At 36.3% G+C, this 16,280-nt stretch carries 16 protein-coding genes; 9 read left to right on the forward strand and 7 right to left on the reverse strand.

Annotation, left to right across the window (positions count from 1 at the left end; genetic code table 11):
* The first annotated feature begins 1 nt into the window (after position 1).
* The 3 genes from HQN86_RS09500 to HQN86_RS09510 all read left to right on the forward strand — a co-directional run bounded on the left by HQN86_RS09500 (position 2) and on the right by HQN86_RS09510 (position 3,385).
* Positions 2-1,168: a homogentisate 1,2-dioxygenase gene (locus HQN86_RS09500; protein ID WP_172660755.1), complete on the forward strand. Its 1,167-nt coding sequence runs from the start codon at positions 2-4 to the stop codon at positions 1,166-1,168.
* A 124-nt stretch (positions 1,169-1,292) separates the two neighbouring features.
* A complete protein-coding gene (gene hppD, locus HQN86_RS09505) occupies positions 1,293-2,423 on the forward strand; it encodes a 4-hydroxyphenylpyruvate dioxygenase (RefSeq protein ID WP_172660756.1) in 1,131 nt (376 codons plus the stop codon).
* Between the two features lie 41 nt (positions 2,424-2,464).
* Positions 2,465-3,385, forward strand: coding sequence for a YihY/virulence factor BrkB family protein (locus HQN86_RS09510; RefSeq protein WP_172660757.1), 921 nt, complete (start codon positions 2,465-2,467; stop codon positions 3,383-3,385).
* Here the strand turns inward: HQN86_RS09510 and HQN86_RS09515 are convergent.
* Complete coding sequence (locus tag HQN86_RS09515; RefSeq protein ID WP_172660758.1) at positions 3,382-3,663, reverse strand: hypothetical protein; 282 nt, start codon at positions 3,661-3,663, stop codon at positions 3,382-3,384. The two genes, HQN86_RS09510 and HQN86_RS09515, sit on opposite strands and share 4 nt — an antisense overlap.
* A 110-nt stretch (positions 3,664-3,773) precedes the next feature.
* Positions 3,774-4,361 (reverse strand): porin family protein, encoded by a 588-nt coding sequence (locus HQN86_RS09520; RefSeq protein ID WP_172660759.1) that lies wholly within the window; start codon positions 4,359-4,361, stop codon positions 3,774-3,776.
* A 156-nt stretch (positions 4,362-4,517) separates the two neighbouring features.
* Here HQN86_RS09520 and HQN86_RS09525 point away from each other — a divergent pair, with 156 nt between their 5' ends.
* Positions 4,518-6,287 carry a sensor histidine kinase gene (locus HQN86_RS09525; RefSeq protein ID WP_172660760.1) on the forward strand — a complete coding sequence of 590 codons (1,770 nt, stop codon included), beginning with the start codon at positions 4,518-4,520 and terminating at the stop codon, positions 6,285-6,287.
* Between the two features lie 40 nt (positions 6,288-6,327).
* Here HQN86_RS09525 and HQN86_RS09530 read toward each other — a convergent pair whose 3' ends face one another.
* Positions 6,328-6,627: a hypothetical protein gene (locus HQN86_RS09530; RefSeq protein WP_048904240.1), complete on the reverse strand. Its 300-nt coding sequence runs from the start codon at positions 6,625-6,627 to the stop codon at positions 6,328-6,330.
* 181 nt (positions 6,628-6,808) lie between these two features.
* On the opposite strand from HQN86_RS09530, the gene HQN86_RS09535 reads away from it, so the two are divergent.
* Complete coding sequence (locus HQN86_RS09535) at positions 6,809-7,954, forward strand: tetratricopeptide repeat protein (protein WP_172660761.1); 1,146 nt, start codon at positions 6,809-6,811, stop codon at positions 7,952-7,954.
* On the opposite strand, the gene HQN86_RS09540 is transcribed toward HQN86_RS09535, so the two are convergent.
* Genes HQN86_RS09540 through HQN86_RS09550 form a run of 3 tightly spaced genes read right to left on the reverse strand, consistent with a single transcriptional unit; the run spans position 7,955 to position 11,079 of the window.
* On the reverse strand, positions 7,955-8,539 hold the full coding sequence (locus HQN86_RS09540) for a riboflavin synthase (RefSeq protein ID WP_172660762.1): 585 nt from the start codon (positions 8,537-8,539) through the stop codon (positions 7,955-7,957).
* 5 nt (positions 8,540-8,544) lie between these two features.
* Positions 8,545-10,029, reverse strand: coding sequence for an acetyl-CoA carboxylase biotin carboxylase subunit (gene accC, locus HQN86_RS09545; RefSeq protein ID WP_172660763.1), 1,485 nt, complete (start codon positions 10,027-10,029; stop codon positions 8,545-8,547).
* 9 nt (positions 10,030-10,038) lie between these two features.
* Positions 10,039-11,079 (reverse strand): threonine aldolase family protein, encoded by a 1,041-nt coding sequence (locus HQN86_RS09550; RefSeq protein ID WP_172660764.1) that lies wholly within the window; start codon positions 11,077-11,079, stop codon positions 10,039-10,041.
* A 433-nt stretch (positions 11,080-11,512) separates the two neighbouring features.
* Between HQN86_RS09550 and HQN86_RS09555 the strand changes: the two genes are divergently transcribed.
* Positions 11,513-12,370, forward strand: a complete 858-nt coding sequence (locus HQN86_RS09555; protein ID WP_048904235.1) for an N-acetylglucosamine kinase — start codon at positions 11,513-11,515, stop codon at positions 12,368-12,370.
* Between the two features lie 77 nt (positions 12,371-12,447).
* Here the strand turns inward: HQN86_RS09555 and HQN86_RS09560 are convergent, their stop codons facing one another.
* A complete protein-coding gene (locus tag HQN86_RS09560) occupies positions 12,448-13,137 on the reverse strand; it encodes an NUDIX hydrolase (protein WP_048904234.1) in 690 nt (229 codons plus the stop codon).
* A 254-nt stretch (positions 13,138-13,391) separates the two neighbouring features.
* Here HQN86_RS09560 and pfkA point away from each other — a divergent pair, with 254 nt between their 5' ends.
* From pfkA to gap, 3 genes are read left to right on the forward strand one after another with little or no spacing between them, the layout of a single operon-like run.
* Positions 13,392-14,378, forward strand: a complete 987-nt coding sequence (gene pfkA / locus HQN86_RS09565) for a 6-phosphofructokinase (protein WP_172660765.1) — start codon at positions 13,392-13,394, stop codon at positions 14,376-14,378.
* Positions 14,379-14,380: 2 nt separating this feature from the next.
* A complete protein-coding gene (locus HQN86_RS09570) occupies positions 14,381-15,223 on the forward strand; it encodes a hypothetical protein (protein ID WP_172660766.1) in 843 nt (280 codons plus the stop codon).
* 4 nt (positions 15,224-15,227) lie between these two features.
* On the forward strand, positions 15,228-16,226 hold the full coding sequence (gap, locus tag HQN86_RS09575) for a type I glyceraldehyde-3-phosphate dehydrogenase (RefSeq protein ID WP_048904231.1): 999 nt from the start codon (positions 15,228-15,230) through the stop codon (positions 16,224-16,226).
* The last annotated feature ends 54 nt before the right edge of the window (positions 16,227-16,280 follow it).

Below are 16,280 nucleotides of genomic sequence, written 5' to 3' on the forward strand. Positions count from 1 at the left end.
TATGCCTATATATCATACCTTAGGAACTATACCTGCTAAACGCCATACTGTTTTTCGTAAACCAGATGGTAAATTATATGCAGAAGAATTAGTCTCTACTGAAGGGTTTTCAAGCCTATATTCACTCGTTTATCACTGCCATCCACCTACTATTGTAAAGTCATTAGGAGAACCATATTCTGTAGAGCCTAAGATTGCCCGTGAAAAACATTTACGCCATACCAGTTTAATCGGTTTTAATATCAAACCTGAAGATGATTATTTACAAAGTCGTAAACCAGTATTGGTAAACAGTGATTTACACATTTCTCTGGCCGCTCCAAGAAAATCAATGACCGATTATTTCTATAAGAATAGCCAGGCAGATGAGGTAATTTTTATACATGAAGGTACCGGCACCTTAAAAACAGGCTTTGGAAAGATCCGCTTTGAATATGGCGACTACCTGGTAGTGCCACGGGGAACCATTTATCAGATGGAATTTGATGACGAAAAGAATCGTTTGTTTATTGTAGAAAGCTTTAGCCCTATCCGATCACCTAAGCGCTATCGTAATGAATATGGACAATTAATGGAACACTCCCCTTATTGCGAGCGGGATATTAAGCGACCAACAGATCTGGAAACCATTGATGAATTTGGTGATTTTAAGGTGCTGATTAAAAAACAAGGACTAATGTATCCTTATATCTATGGAACCCACCCTTTTGATTTTATAGGATGGGATGGCTTTCATTACCCGTGGGCATTCTCTATTCATAACTTCGAACCAATTACTGGTCGTTTGCATCAGCCACCGCCTGTTCATCAAACATTTGAAGGACACAATTTTGTTATCTGTTCTTTTGTGCCCCGCAAATACGATTACCATCCCCTTTCTATACCTGCTCCTTATAATCATAGTAATGTAGACAGTGATGAAGTACTTTATTATGTTGACGGAGATTTTATGAGTAGAAAGAGCGTAGTTAAAGGCCAGATTACTTTACACCCGGGAGGTATTCCGCATGGCCCACATCCGGGTGCAGTTGAAAAGTCTATAGGCAAGGAAAGTACAGATGAGCTTGCAGTTATGATAGATCCTTTCAGACCATTAATGCTTACTGAAGATGCGGTTAATATTGAAGATGAAAGTTATCATAAAAGCTGGCAGGAAAATATCGAGTAAAAAATTCAGCTGTTGCTCGCTTCCTCAAAATCTTGAAGGGAAGATTTTGTATGTCAGTTCACAACACAGAATTTTTTAAGGAAAAAGAAGATAAAAACTAACTTATTATTCAAATAATACTAAAATGACTACACAAACATTTGCAGAAAAGATTGCCAAAGCGCAAGATTTTCTTCCTATAAATGGAACAGATTATATAGAGTTTTATGTAGGAAATGCCAAACAGGCTGCGCATTTTTATAAAACAGCATTTGGCTTCCAATCATTAGCATATGCAGGTCCGGAAACAGGGGTACGTGATCGGGCATCTTATGTACTGCAACAAGGAAAAATCAGATTGGTATTAACAACGGGGTTAAAATCTGACACCCAGATTTCTGAACATGTAAAAAAACATGGTGATGGAGTTAAAATATTAGCCTTATGGGTAGACGACGCTTACAGCGCTTTTGAAGAAACCACCAAAAGAGGCGCTAAACCGTATTTAGACCCGGTTACCAAAACTGATGAGTATGGAGAAGTACGCATGTCAGGTATTTATACCTATGGCGAAACGGTACATATGTTTATCGAGCGTAAAAACTATAATGGTTCCTTTTTACCGGGATATCGGGATTGGGAAAGTGATTACAACCCCGTTGATACGGGTTTGCTTTATATAGACCACTGTGTTGGCAATGTGGGCTGGAACCGAATGAATGAAACTGTTAAATGGTACGAAGATGTAATGGGTTTTGTAAACATTCTTTCGTTCGATGACAAACAGATCAACACAGAATATTCAGCCCTGATGAGCAAGGTGATGAGTAATGGGAATGGCTACTCTAAATTCCCGATCAATGAACCAGCAGAAGGCAAAAAGAAATCGCAGATCGAGGAATATCTGGAGTTTTATGAAGGCGAAGGGGTGCAACATATTGCTGTAGCAACTAAAGATATTTTAGCTACGGTAAAGGAATTAAAAGCTCGAGGGGTTGAGTTTTTAAGTGCACCCCCTGAAGCCTATTACAATATGATGCCAGAACGAGTTGGAGAAATTGATGAAGAAATAGTACAACTAAAAGAACTTGGAATTCTTGTAGATTGTGACGAGGAAGGCTATTTGCTCCAAATATTTACTAAACCGGTTGAGGATCGTCCGACTTTATTTTTTGAAATAATACAACGTAAAGGGGCCCAATCTTTTGGTGCAGGAAATTTCAAAGCACTGTTCGAGTCTCTGGAACGCGAACAAGAACTAAGAGGGAACTTATAAAAAAAATAGTTACTTTCGGGGTTCAAGGCTATAATGTGCAAATGGAGATTAATAGAGTTAACAAGATAATGCTGTTTTGTATACATTTCAAAGCAGCATTTAAATTATTTCAAAAAAACGATCCATTACGTTTAGCTGGGGCCACCGCTTTTTTTGCAAATTTTGCACTACCTCCTATCCTGATTATATTAATTAGACTTTTTGGGTACTTTATTGACAGAAAAATACTCGCTTCAAGAATGTTCGAGCGTCTGGCCAGTATTTTGGATGATACCAGTACAGGGCAAATCAGACAGACCTTAAGAAATATAAGAGGAATTGATCATAAATGGTATGCAACTTTACTCAGCTTTATTTTCTTCTTATTTGTAGCCACTACACTGTTCACCGTTATTAAAAATTCTATGGACCAAATCTGGTCTATTGCAAATAAAGAACATGCAGGGTTTATGTTTAAAATGAAGTTAAGGGCACGCTCAATGATAATCATTTTACTGGCCGGACTGTTATTTACGATGGGTTTTATAACCGATAGCATTCAGGCATTTATTGGTTCGTACATAAACACGGCCGCTCCTACTTTTGGAAAAATATTTCTTTCAATGTTAAATCAGCTTTTATTTATAGCCATTGTAATGATCTGGTTTACAGTACTGTTTAAATTTTTAACTAATGGCCGGCCAACCTGGAAAGCTGCACTAAAGGGCGGTTTGTTAACAGCGGTATTATTCACAATAGGTAAATATATACTAAGAATAATGCTTCCGCTCAGTGGAATAGGCAACATTTATGGTACTTCTGGTTCTATTGTTCTAATTATGTTGTTTGTATTTTATTCTTCTTTTATATTCTATTTTGGGGCTTGTTACATTAAGGTACTAAGTGATTCCAAAGAAACCCCTATACGCCCGATAAAAGGGGCGTTTGAATATGAAATAAAAGAAGTGTTAAAAAACACTTAGCATACCTGTGGTTTGGAAATCTGCTCAAACCCATGCATTTCAAATACTGCCAGCTTACTTAATAAATTGTAATGTAAAGTACCAAAGAAGTTAACAATCCCATCTTTGTTTTTACCTTCAATACAAATGTTTTCTTTAACAATCTCCTGGTGTTCTAATTTATGATCAGCAAGAAGGACATCTTCATCCTGAATTTTCACATCATTTGCCTCGATTGAGAACTGATTTAGCAGCTTAGAGAAGCTTTGACCGTTTAGCAATAGTTCTTTGATATTCATGATCAATTTGATTTAAGTAGGGACGGAAGCATCATCAATTTTAAAGCCAAAAAGAAAGGGTAAATGATTTACATTTACCCTTTATACAAAATGTGGAAAACTTTTATTTACTAGAACAACCTGTAAGCCAGTCCGAAAGTAAAAAGGCTCAGTTTGGTATCGTTATAGCCATCTTTTCCGATTTTAGAAAGTCCGGCTTCGTATCTTAGATCAAGACCTAAATTACCAATATCGACACCTGCGCCAAATTGCCAGGCGAAATTCTGTCCTTTAAAATTACCTTTAAATACGCTTCCTGCAGCTTGTCCAAATGACTGTTCATCGTCCAAAATAAAGGAAACTACGGGGCCTGTATTTAACCTTAGGCCAACACCAGCTGCGCCAAGTTTTGTACCTACCAATATAGGTACATCTAAACTGGTAAACTTAACTTTATTTTCTTCACCTGAACTCGCTTTTAATGTGGTGTTTTTACCACTCAAATAAAGCTCTGGCTGCAAATGAATACCTGCTGCACCGATGCGGGTCCATATACCAGCATAGTAACCAGCCCTATTGTCGCTGCTAAATGTATTTTCTGTACTTAATTTTGAAAGGTTTGCTCCGGCCTTTAACCCCATTTGGAAGCTAGGCAACACCTGACTAAAAGCAACCAGATTAAAGCAAACAAATAATGCTGATAAGATTAATTTTTTCATATTAGAATGATTAGTATTTTATTAATTAAACGACTATTACTATGTAAAACTAAGAATATTTTTAATTTGTATCTAAAATACGTAGTTTTATCTTAAAAGATCAACACAATATCATTGTTGTCCTCTTATCCCTCATTATTATTACCCTACTGTTTAATGGATTTTACATTTAATTTATACTCGATTGTTCTAATTTTATTTGGCACAGCTACTCTCCTGCTATCTTATTATATCTATAGAAAAGAAGGAGGAGCCGTTCGCTTTTTTGGCATTATGATGTTCTCAAGTGCCATATGGTCATTTGCGTATGGCTTTGAGTTAGCAAGCACCACAATTGAACAAGCAAAACTTTGGATAAGTATTGAGTATATAGGTATCTCTCTGCTTCCATTATCCTGGCTTCTATTCTGTTTAAAACTATCAGGAAAGGATCATTGGTACCAGAATAAAATAAATATGTTTATTCTAATTGCCACAGCAGTTATTCCCACATTATTGGTTTGGACAAATGATTATCACCATTTACATTTTAAAAGTTACCATATGGACACTACAGGGGATTTTCCAATGGTTGCTCTTGAAATGGGGCCATCATTTTGGATATTCACTTTATATTTCTATCTGTTATTGGCTACTGGAAGCTACTTATTAATCATCACGTTTCGCAAATCAGACCCTATTTACAAAAGTCAAAATTATAGTATAATAATAGCTGCATTTATACCCTGGATAACAAATATCACCTATTTTTTGGGGTTCAGACCTTTAGGTCAACTCGATATTACCCCTTTTGCTTTTATTATTACAGTATTTTTAATCAGCATAGCCATCTATCGTTTTAAGCTCTTCGATATTTTACCTGTTGCAAGGGAAAAAGTATTAGAACTAATGCAAGATGGTTTCGTTATACTGGATAGCAAAAACAGGGTAATTGATTATAACTCTTCTTTTAGAAGATACTTATCAGATATTAAGAAAAGTAAAATAATAGGAACTCAGATTGAAGCACTTTTTCCCGACCACAAAAAGCTTGCTGCATTGATTAAAGAAAGACAATCGGGGAAAATCGAATTAAAAATAGAAAACCATAACGGATCATTTGAACTGGAAGCAGAAATCAGAACTTTAAATGAAAATCAGCTTAAATTAAACAGCGAGGCGGTCATTATAAAACTACAGGACCTTACTACGTTAAGAAAGGAAGCGCTACGTTCTAAATCACAGACAACAGAACTTCAACAGCTTAATCAACTTAAAGACAGGGTATTTTCCATAATCGCTCATGATTTACGAGGGCCTTTGGTTAACCTTGGAGAAATCCTTAAAATGACCTCAGACGATGTAATTACTATTGAAGAATTCAAAACACTGTCGCCCACTTTAAGCAGAGACATTTCATATACCACAGAACTTTTAGATAATATTTTGCATTGGTCTAGAAGCCAATTAAAAGGTTATGGAATCGATCGGGACTTCTTTGATCTGAAAAATATCCTGGTCAATGAAATCAACTATCACTTACCAGCGGCAGAGGCAAAAAATATTCGAATAATACAAGATGTTTTTCCAGGTGAGATGGTTTATGCTGATAGACTGATGATACAGATTGTAGTTAGAAACATATTAAACAACGCCATTAAGTTTTGTAATGAAAATTGTGAAATACATATAACAGCTGTATACAAAAATGGCTTTATTGAACTTCGTATCGAGGACAACGGCGTTGGAATGTCAGAGATTGCACTCCAAAAAATACATAATGGAGATAACATATCCACAAGGGGTACAATGAATGAGAAAGGCACAGGATTAGGCCTGGTGATATGCAAAGAGTTTATGGAGAAAAATGATGGCAAACTTATAGTCAGAAGTGAACTGGGTAAAGGCTCTTCTTTTTGCATATACCTACCGGTAGATCTAAAGTAAAATGCCCGCAAGTTGCGGGCATTTCATTGCGTTTAGACTTTTATTTACCTGTGGCGTCGTTTATAGCTTGCTGTTCTTTTAAGGCATCAACATTGTTTTTGTTACCAAAGTTTTGAGTTTTATCTGCAAAATAGTCTAGTATGCCAACAATCGTGTCCAAATTATCTGAAACTCTTTGATGCATATCAGGCAAATCCTTCTCTAACCTTTTATCTCCAAGCTCTATATTATCAACTTCAATTTTCCCTATTTTTTGAATTATTGCTTGTTGTGAGTGCTGTAAGTCTTCTAATTCTCTTACGATTTTCTGCATCAATTCAAACTTCTTTAAAGTATCCATATTCGTATTTTAATTAAGATTAATATTCATTTTATATTATAATTCAACCAATTACCCTGCCAATATGTTTTGATTTTTTATAATGAGATCATCCGGGCATCGTTATATACATAAAAAAATAGAGACAAAACTTGCAATACCAATAAATAACTAATACTTTAGTTGTTTAAATATTACCCGTATGAAAAGAGCACTTCTTGTATTTTTTGCAGTCATTTCTTGCCAGATTACTTACGGACAGAGTAAAGCTGTCCTTGATAATGAGAAACTGCTGGAATTTTATCAAACACAAAAATATATCGATGCAGCTCAATATTTAAAAAGCATTTATGCTGAGGATACTCAGGATGAAAAAGAAATATCGCAACTTGCTTATGCCAATATGATGGCAGGCAAACTTCCGGAAGCAGAAAAAAATTATTTAAAGCTCCACGATAAACAACCTCAGAACTTACCAGTATTGTTTAGCCTTGCAAATATCAACCTTAGAAGAGGAAACGATGAAAAGGCCAAGGCATATTACATGGATATCCTTAAAATCGATAGCACAAATTTTACTGTATATAAGCAATTAGCCAATTTGAATAAGGGAGAAATGAACCTGGCTAAAATAGGTTATCTTAAAAAAGCGAATGAAATAAATCCTATTGATCCGGATGTGGTATTTGATTTATGCGAGCTCTATTTTAAAATGAACTTTTTTGACAAGGCAAGCAATATATTACAACCGGCCTTAGATGCAGATAGCACAAATCTGCAACTGCTCAAAATGAAAATGCCTATTAGTATGGCGAATAAAAAATATGATGAAGCTATCAAAACCGGAGAGAAATTATTAAGTTATGGTGATAGCTCGACCTTTGTCCTCAATAATCTGGGAAAATCTTATTTTTTCATTCTTGATTACAAAAATGCATTAAAGAATTTTTTAGTAATAGAAAGTAAGTCGATGGATAGCGAAGCATTATATTATTCCATTGGACTTAGCTACAGAGGATTAAAAGATTATAAAAATGCTATTCCTTACCTCGAAAAAGCAATACAAGAAGGAATATCAACCAAAATTGCCAGCTATTATGGCTTACTTGGAGATTCATTTGAAGGTGTAAACAAGAATACTGAAGCAAATGCAGCGTACAAAAAAGGCCTCCAATTCGAAAACAATGGAAGCCTGTTGTATAATATTGCTCTTGTCTACGAAACAAAGCTTAACGACAAGAAGAATGCAATTGACTATTATGAGCAATACTTAAAGACAATCAACCCTAAAGAGCAAACAAAGCTGATCGGATTTATTAAAAACAAGATTGCCGAATTAAAAAGATAACTACCTGTTTATTAGTCTGGCAACGTATTTACCTATAATATCAAACTCAAGGTTTACTGTGCTACCTACATTAACCTCATGTAAATTAGTGTGTTCAAAGGTGTAAGGTATTATGAATACAGAGAATTCATCAATATCTGAATTTACTACTGTTAAACTGATACCATTAACTGACACAGATCCTTTTTCTACGGTAACATTCCCACTATTAGCATCATACTTAAACCTGTACTCCCAGCTCCCGTCAAGCTCAGCTCTCTTAATGCATACTGCTGTTTGATCTACGTGGCCTTGAACAATATGCCCGTCCAATCGTCCATTCATTAACATGCAGCGCTCCAGATTTACTTTATTACCTATCCTTAACTCATTGAGATTGCTTTTCTGCAGCGTCTCTTCTATTGCCGTAACCGTATGAGTATTTTCTGACAACGCTACCACAGTTAAGCACACCCCGTTATGCGAAACACTTTGATCTATCTTTAGCTCATTACTTAAATTCGATTGTACGATATAATGTTTGTTTGTACCTTCCGACATTATATCTGTAACCTCCCCAAGTGTTTCTATTATTCCTGTAAACATATTTATTAATTAAACTTAACTCTATTTTTTCTCCAGTTGCTCACTACTTCCACCTGGTTTTGTATCGGCACCACATCGGGCTTTTTCAATGAAATTACCGCAATTAAAGCTGCCATGAGGGCCTCATCCTCATCTTCATTTTTCAAACTTTCTGCACTAAAGTATTTACTTACAAAATGAGTATCAAAATTACCACCTTTAAAAGCATTGTGCTGCATTACAAATTTCCCAAAAGCAAGAGTAGTTTTTATACCCGTAATGTCATATTCATCAATGGCACGGATCATCCGTTCAATTGCCTCTTCCCTATCCTTACCGTATGTGATTAACTTCGCAATCATTGGATCATAATAGATCGGAATTTCCATGCCCTGTTTAAAACCATCATCAACACGAACTCCGTTCCCCTTTGGTGTATTGTATGTTTGCAATACGCCTATATCCGGCAAGAAATTATTTTCCGGATCTTCAGCATATACTCTCAGTTCAAGCGCATGCCCATTAATCTTCAAATCCTCTTGTTTATAGGAAAGTTTTTCACCTCTGGCAATCTTAATCTGTTCTTTTACCAGATCCAAACCGGTTATCATTTCAGTAACGGGGTGCTCTACCTGAAGTCTGGTATTCATTTCAAGGAAAAAGAAATCGAGGTTTTCATCCAGAATAAACTCAACTGTTCCAGCACCCACATAACTTACAGAACGCGCTACATCTACTGCACAGGCTCCCATCTTTCGACGAGTTTCTTCAGTTAGAATACTAGATGGGGCTTCTTCAATTACTTTCTGATGTCTTCTTTGAATAGAGCATTCACGTTCAAATAAATGAACAATATTACCATGAGTGTCTCCAAGAACTTGAATTTCTATATGTCGTGGCGACGAAACATAACGTTCAATAAATACACATCCATCACCAAAGGCTGATGTAGCTTCACTAACTGCCAACTGCATTTGCTCTTCAAAGTCGGTCACTTGCTCTACCACCCTCATTCCTTTTCCACCGCCACCGGCAGCAGCTTTAATCAGAATCGGGAATCCAACTTCAATGGCTCTTGCCTTTGCTTCTTCAATATCCGTAATTGCTTCTTCGGTGCCCGGCACCATGGGAATATTATATTTCAAAGCAGCGGCTTTGGCCGATAATTTATTTCCCATAATTTCCATTGCCTCAGGCGTTGGCCCAATCAGAATTAATCCTGATTCTTTAACTAACCTTGCAAAGCCAGCATTTTCCGATAAGAAACCATATCCAGGATGTATTGCTTCAGCTCCGCTAGCCTTGCAGGCTTCTATTATTTTTTCTCCTAATAAGTAAGATTGATTTGACGGAGCCGGGCCAATGCAAATTGCTTCATCAGCATAAAGTACATGTAACGCTTCTCTATCAGCCTCAGAAAATACAGCAACTGTTTTTATTCCCATTTCACGTGCAGAACGCATAATGCGCAATGCGATCTCACCTCTGTTGGCTATAAGGATTTTATTCATCTGTTAAAGTTATTTATGGGCAATTGGATGTAAATGTATTATGTTTTCGATTGCCATGTCAATCATCTCCGAAGAAACATCTAAATGGGTGACCATTCTGATCGTATTTGGACCAGTAGTATTACAAGCAATACCTTTTTCAGCCAAAAGAAGAACGATATCATTAGCTCTAAATCCAGGTGCTACATCGAACAGCACTATATTTGTTTGGACAGGCAGTACAGACGACACATAATTAACTTCATTTAAAGCACCTGCCAATGCAACTGCATGCTGATGATCGATGGCTAAACGCACTACATGATGGTCTAAGGCATAGATTCCCGCTGCTGCTAAAAAACCTGCCTGTCTCATCCCGCCACCAAATGCCTTACGTATCTTCCTTGCCTTTTTAATAGTTTCCTGAGATCCTAGCAGTACAGAGCCTACGGGAGCACCAAGCCCCTTTGATAAGCAAACCGATATTCCGTCGAAATACTTTCCGTAGTCCTTTGCATGATCGCCGGTAGCGATTAAAGCATTAAATATCCTTGCCCCATCTAAATGAAGTTTTAATCCTTTAATATTACAAAGTGTATGGATCGGTTCTATTTGATCTAAAGTATAAGCTATGCCTCCGCCCTTATTTACTGTATTCTCTAAAACTACCAGGCTGGAGTTCGGATAGTGAATATTATTTTCATTTATTTCTGGTTCAATTAACTCAGGTGTTAATATCCCTCTGTCTCCATATAACAGGCGAACTGAAGCCATAGAGTGATAAGCAATACCGCCACCCTCATAACGATAAACATGAGATGTTTGGTCACATATCACCTCGTCCATAGGCTGAGTAAAACACTTAATTGCAATCTGATTGGTCATTGTACCTGATGGGCAAAACAATCCGGCTTCCATATTAAATATACCCGCCAATTTCCTTTCCAATTCATTTACTGTCTCATCTTCGCCAAAAACATCATCACCTATTTTTGCACTCATCATAGCTGCCCGCATTTCTGCTGTAGGTTTGGTTACTGTATCGCTTCTAAAATCAACTTTTATCGCCATGTTATTTTTTACTGAATACAAAGATTTATTTTTAATGTTCTTAATGAAAGAAAGATTGATAATATTACAAAATACAATATAAAATAACGGCTTTAGATAAAAAAAGAATTAACAACGCCTTTAAACAGATAAAAATCATATTATCGTTCATTTTTAACCAAAAAACTACTATTATAGCGGCTGTAACCTAAATTCATAAAAACAAGAAATTTTATAATTTGGATTTTAAAATAACAAGTGTATTTTAGCCTTAGTGTTTATTTAACAATATGGTAATCTAAAAATCACGAGCAAAATTAAAAAAAACACTGTTTTTAAGCATTTAAAGGCAGAAAACTAACAACTAACCAAAACTAAAAAATTAAATTTATGAAAAAAAACCATACGAAAGTTGTAGGATTATTTACTTTTATCCCGAAAAAATCAAATTAAGATGATAGTTATTGCAGATGGTGGTTCAACTAAAACCAATTGGTGTTTAATTAATGAGGCTGGTAGAAAAATTCATTTTAATACAGAGGGCTATAACCCGTACTTTTCGAGCACAGAGTACATAGTAGAGTCATTAAGAAAAACCTTACCTGATCACTTGGAAACTGACAAGTTGAAAGAGGTAAATTATTATGGAGCGGGCTGTTCTACAGACGCCAAACGTAAAATTGTTGCTGATGCAATGAAGCAGGTTTTCCCAAATGCGGAAATCAATATCGGCCACGACTTATTAGCTTCATGCAGAGCATTATTAGGCGATGAACCTGGTTTTGCCGCAATCTTAGGAACAGGAACAAATTCTTGTCTATACGATGGAAAAGACATCACTTTAAACATTGATTCACTTGGATATTTCCTTGGTGATGAGGGAAGTGGTTGTTTCATTGGAAAAAGAATTCTTTCAGACTATATGAAAGGCTATATGCCAAAAGGCCTTAGAGAGAGCTTCTATGATAACTTTGCATTAACCAACGAAGATATTTTTGACCATATTTATAACAAACCATTGCCAAATCGCTTCTGCGCAAGCTTTAGTAAGTTTTTATATGATTTCAAAGACAATTATGAGGATTATACATTCTCTACAGTTGAATATGCATTTACTGCATTCTTTGAAAACCTTGTAATTCATTATCCTAACTATAAAGAACATTCGTTAAACTGCGTAGGTTCTGTTGGTTATAGCTTTAGAGATATATTGAGTATAGTAGCAGACAGGTATGAGATGGGTGTTGGTAAAGTTATCCGCTCACCTATAGATGATCTGGTTGATTATCACTTGTTAGTAGCCAACAAGTAATAGCTAAAAATAAGCACAATAAAAATGGCCTGTATCATTGATGATACAGGCCATTTTTATTATTATATCGCACATGCTTAAAAAGAAATCTCCTTTTCAAACAATTTGGCATATTTTCTCTTGTCAAATTTATACAAGGTAGCCGCCCTAAAGGAAACACCCTGTTGCTTTTCCTGAAGGTCTCGTAAAACGCCGAAGCTTAGCATTTTCTTTCTAAAATTTCTTTTATCCAATTTCTTGTTCAAGATAATTTCATAAACATTCTGCAGCTGGGTTAGTGTAAACTTCTCCGGCAAAAGCTCAAATGCTATTGGTTGATGTTTAATGCGGCGCTTTATCTTTTCAAGCCCTTTATCAAAAATCTGCTGATGGTCAAATGCCAGCCTTGGCAAATCTTTTACATTAATCCAGTGTGCCCGCTTTGCATAGGTACTAATAGGCTTTACAGCCTTATCACCACCTAAACGCAAAAGTGCATAATAGGCAATACTTACTACCCTTCCTTGTGGATGTCGGTTAACATCGCCAAAAGTGTAGTACTGTTCCATATAAATGTTACTTAGTCCGGTAAGCTCGTTTAAGATCCTGGAGGCCGATTGGTCTAAACTTTCAACCTCTCCAACAATATTACCCGGCAATGCCCACCAGTCTTTAAACGGCTCTTCATTTCTCTCGATTAAAAGGATCTTTAATTCTCCCTCGTCGAATCCGAACACCACACAGTCAATCGAAAAAGTGGAATCAAACTTTGGTAAGACTTCTTTCAAAATATTAAATATTAATTACGCTAATTACTCGTTATACAACATGAATTTCTCCATAAAGATAGATAAGAATCCCAATTTAGCAATATTTTCCATTCCTTTGAAACCGGGTTCAAGCTAGACACTTATTATTCTGTTTCAATATATTAAATTTTTAAATATTAAAGCAAATAAATATACTTGTCCCCAAATTACACAGAAAATAAAAAATAAATTACTTAGTGTAAAAAATACACCCTATATTCGTATAATAAATCATGAAACCAAATATCAAAAATATCGCTGTGTTGACATCTGGAGGAGATGCTCCGGGAATGAATGCTTGTATTAGAGCTGTAGTAAGAACCGGAATATACAATGGTATAAATATGTTTGGAGTTTTGCAGGGATACCAGGGATTAATAAACAACAATATTAATCCAATGGATGCAAGGTCCGTAAGTAACATTATCCACCTCGGAGGAACAATATTAAAAACAGCACGTTGTCTGGATTTCAAAACTGAAGAAGGACTAGATATTGCTTTTGAAAATTTAAAAGCAAGAGACATAGATGGACTAATTGTCATCGGTGGAGATGGAACTTTTACAGGGGCCCAGAGATTTGCAAAGAAACATGGCGTAAAAGTTATAGGTATTCCCGGAACTATTGATAACGATTTATACGGATCAGATTTTACTTTAGGATATGATACGGCAATAAATACAGTTATTGAAGCCATTGACAAAATCAGGGATACAGCCGACTCGCATGACAGGTTGTTCTTTATTGAAGTAATGGGCAGAGATTCGGGGTGTATCGCCTTAAGAAGCGCAATTGCCAGTGGTGCAGAAGCTGTTTTGTTACCTGAAAGGGAAACTAGTGTTGATGAATTGGTGGCTCAACTGGAAGCAGGTGCATCTACTAAAAAATCTTCGAGCATAGTTATTGTTTCTGAAGGACATAAAGACGGTGGAGCTTTTGACATTGCCAAAAAAGTTAAGGAGAGGTTTAACCACTATGACACAAAAGTGACTATCTTAGGCCATCTTCAACGTGGAGGCAGCCCGAGTAGTTTCGACAGGATACTTGGAAGCAGACTTGGCTTTGCTGCTGTAAATGAACTTTTGAAAGGAAACACCATGCAAATGGTTGGCCTGCGTGGTAATGATATACACACCACCACTATTGAAGAAGCACTTACAAAGCATAGCTTTAAATTGGAAAGTGATTTATTGGAAATGACTAAAGTCTTATCAATATAAATATGATTGCAGTAGTTTATAGCGGATCAAAAACAGCGTTCTGGAAAATTGCACGGGATGGAAAAACCATCGCCGAATGCACTATGCCCGGTATAAACCCTTGTTTTAACGATCAAAAAGCAATACTGCAATTTTTAAATAAGAAGGCTACGCTGATTAATCATGCCGAAAGCATAAAGAAAATATATGTGTTTGCTGCAGGAGCTTCCTCAGTAGAAAGAAGGAACGAATTGGCAGAAACGCTTGGTATCTTCTTTAAATATAGCAAGATCACCGTTAAGGATGATCTATATGGAGCAGCAATTTCAGCGTGTTACAACAACAGTGGCATCGTGGGTATATTAGGCAGTGGTGCCAACTGTGCATATTTTGATGGTAAAAGCCCCGAGAAAAATAACTTTGGCCTTGGATTTATTCTGGGCGACGAGGGTTCAGCTACCTACCTGGGAAAGATTCTTGTGAAAGCCTTTCTTCAGGAAAAATTACCAAAAGATTTGCAAAGTGAGTTTGAGGTTAAATACAATCTGGACAGACCGCAAATACTTGAGCGTGTGTATAAAAAACCAATGGCTCAGCAATTTTTCAGTTCTTTCTTCGATTTTTTCCTTGAAAACCGCAACCATAAATATATACTAGATCTAATAGATAAAGCGTTTGAAAGTTACTTCAATATATATCTGTTACCAACAATAAAACTACATCCTGGAAAGGAAATACATTTTGTAGGTCTTGTTGCAGGAACATTTCAGGAGCAACTAAGGGAAACAGCAGAAAAACACGGATTAAAAATAACATCAATTACTAAAGAACCAATATATAATTTACTAAACTACTATTCAAATTAATAAGATGAGCAAAATTGGAATAAACGGCTTTGGCCGTATCGGCAGACTGGTTTTTAGAGCTGCTTTAAAAAGAGGATTAGATATCGTTGCAATCAATGACTTAGTTGAGCCTGATTACATGGCTTATATGTTAAAGTATGATACTACACATGGTCGTTTTGATGGTACTATCGCTGTAGAAAATGGAAATCTTGTAGTAAACGGAAAAACCATCCGTATCACTGCTGAAAGAGATCCGGCAAACTTAAAATGGAATGAAGTTGGTGTAGAAACTGTTATTGAGTCGACTGGTTTATTCTTAACTCAAGCAGACGGTGCAAAACACATTGCTGCAGGTGCAAAAAGAGTAGTATTCTCTGCTCCGGCAAAAGACGATACCCCTACTTATGTAATGGGTGTAAATCATCATAAATTAACTGCTGACCAAACTATCGTTTCAAATGCATCTTGTACTACTAACTGCTTAGCACCAATTGCTAAAGTATTAAATGATAATTTTGGTATCGTAGAAGGTTTAATGAGTACTATTCACGCGGTAACTGCAACTCAAAAAACAGTTGACGGTCCTTCAGCTAAAGACTGGAGAGGCGGACGTGGTGGTTTCTCTAACATCATCCCTTCATCAACAGGTGCTGCTAAAGCTGTAGGCTTGGTACTTCCTGAATTAAAAGGTAAATTAACTGGTATGTCTTTCCGCGTTCCTGTAGCCGACGTTTCTGTAGTCGATCTTACTGTACGTTTGGAAAAACCTGCTACTTACGAAGACGTAAAAAAAGCCATGAAAGCTGCCTCTGAAGGTGAGTTGAAAGGCGTATTAGCATATACTGAAGACGAAGTAGTTTCTTCTGATTTTATCGGCGATGAGCATGCATCAATTTTTGACGCTAAAGCTGGTATTTCATTGAATGATAACTTCGTTAAAGTGGTTTCTTGGTATGATAACGAATGGGGCTATTCTAATGCATTAGCTAAATTCGTAGAGTACTACGGAAACTTAAAGTAAAACCCGTTCATACAGGTTTATATTTGGTTAGAAAAGGGATGTGCGTGGATGCGA

This window comes from Pedobacter panaciterrae, assembly GCF_013204795.1.
Taxonomy (GTDB): domain Bacteria; phylum Bacteroidota; class Bacteroidia; order Sphingobacteriales; family Sphingobacteriaceae; genus Pedobacter; species Pedobacter panaciterrae.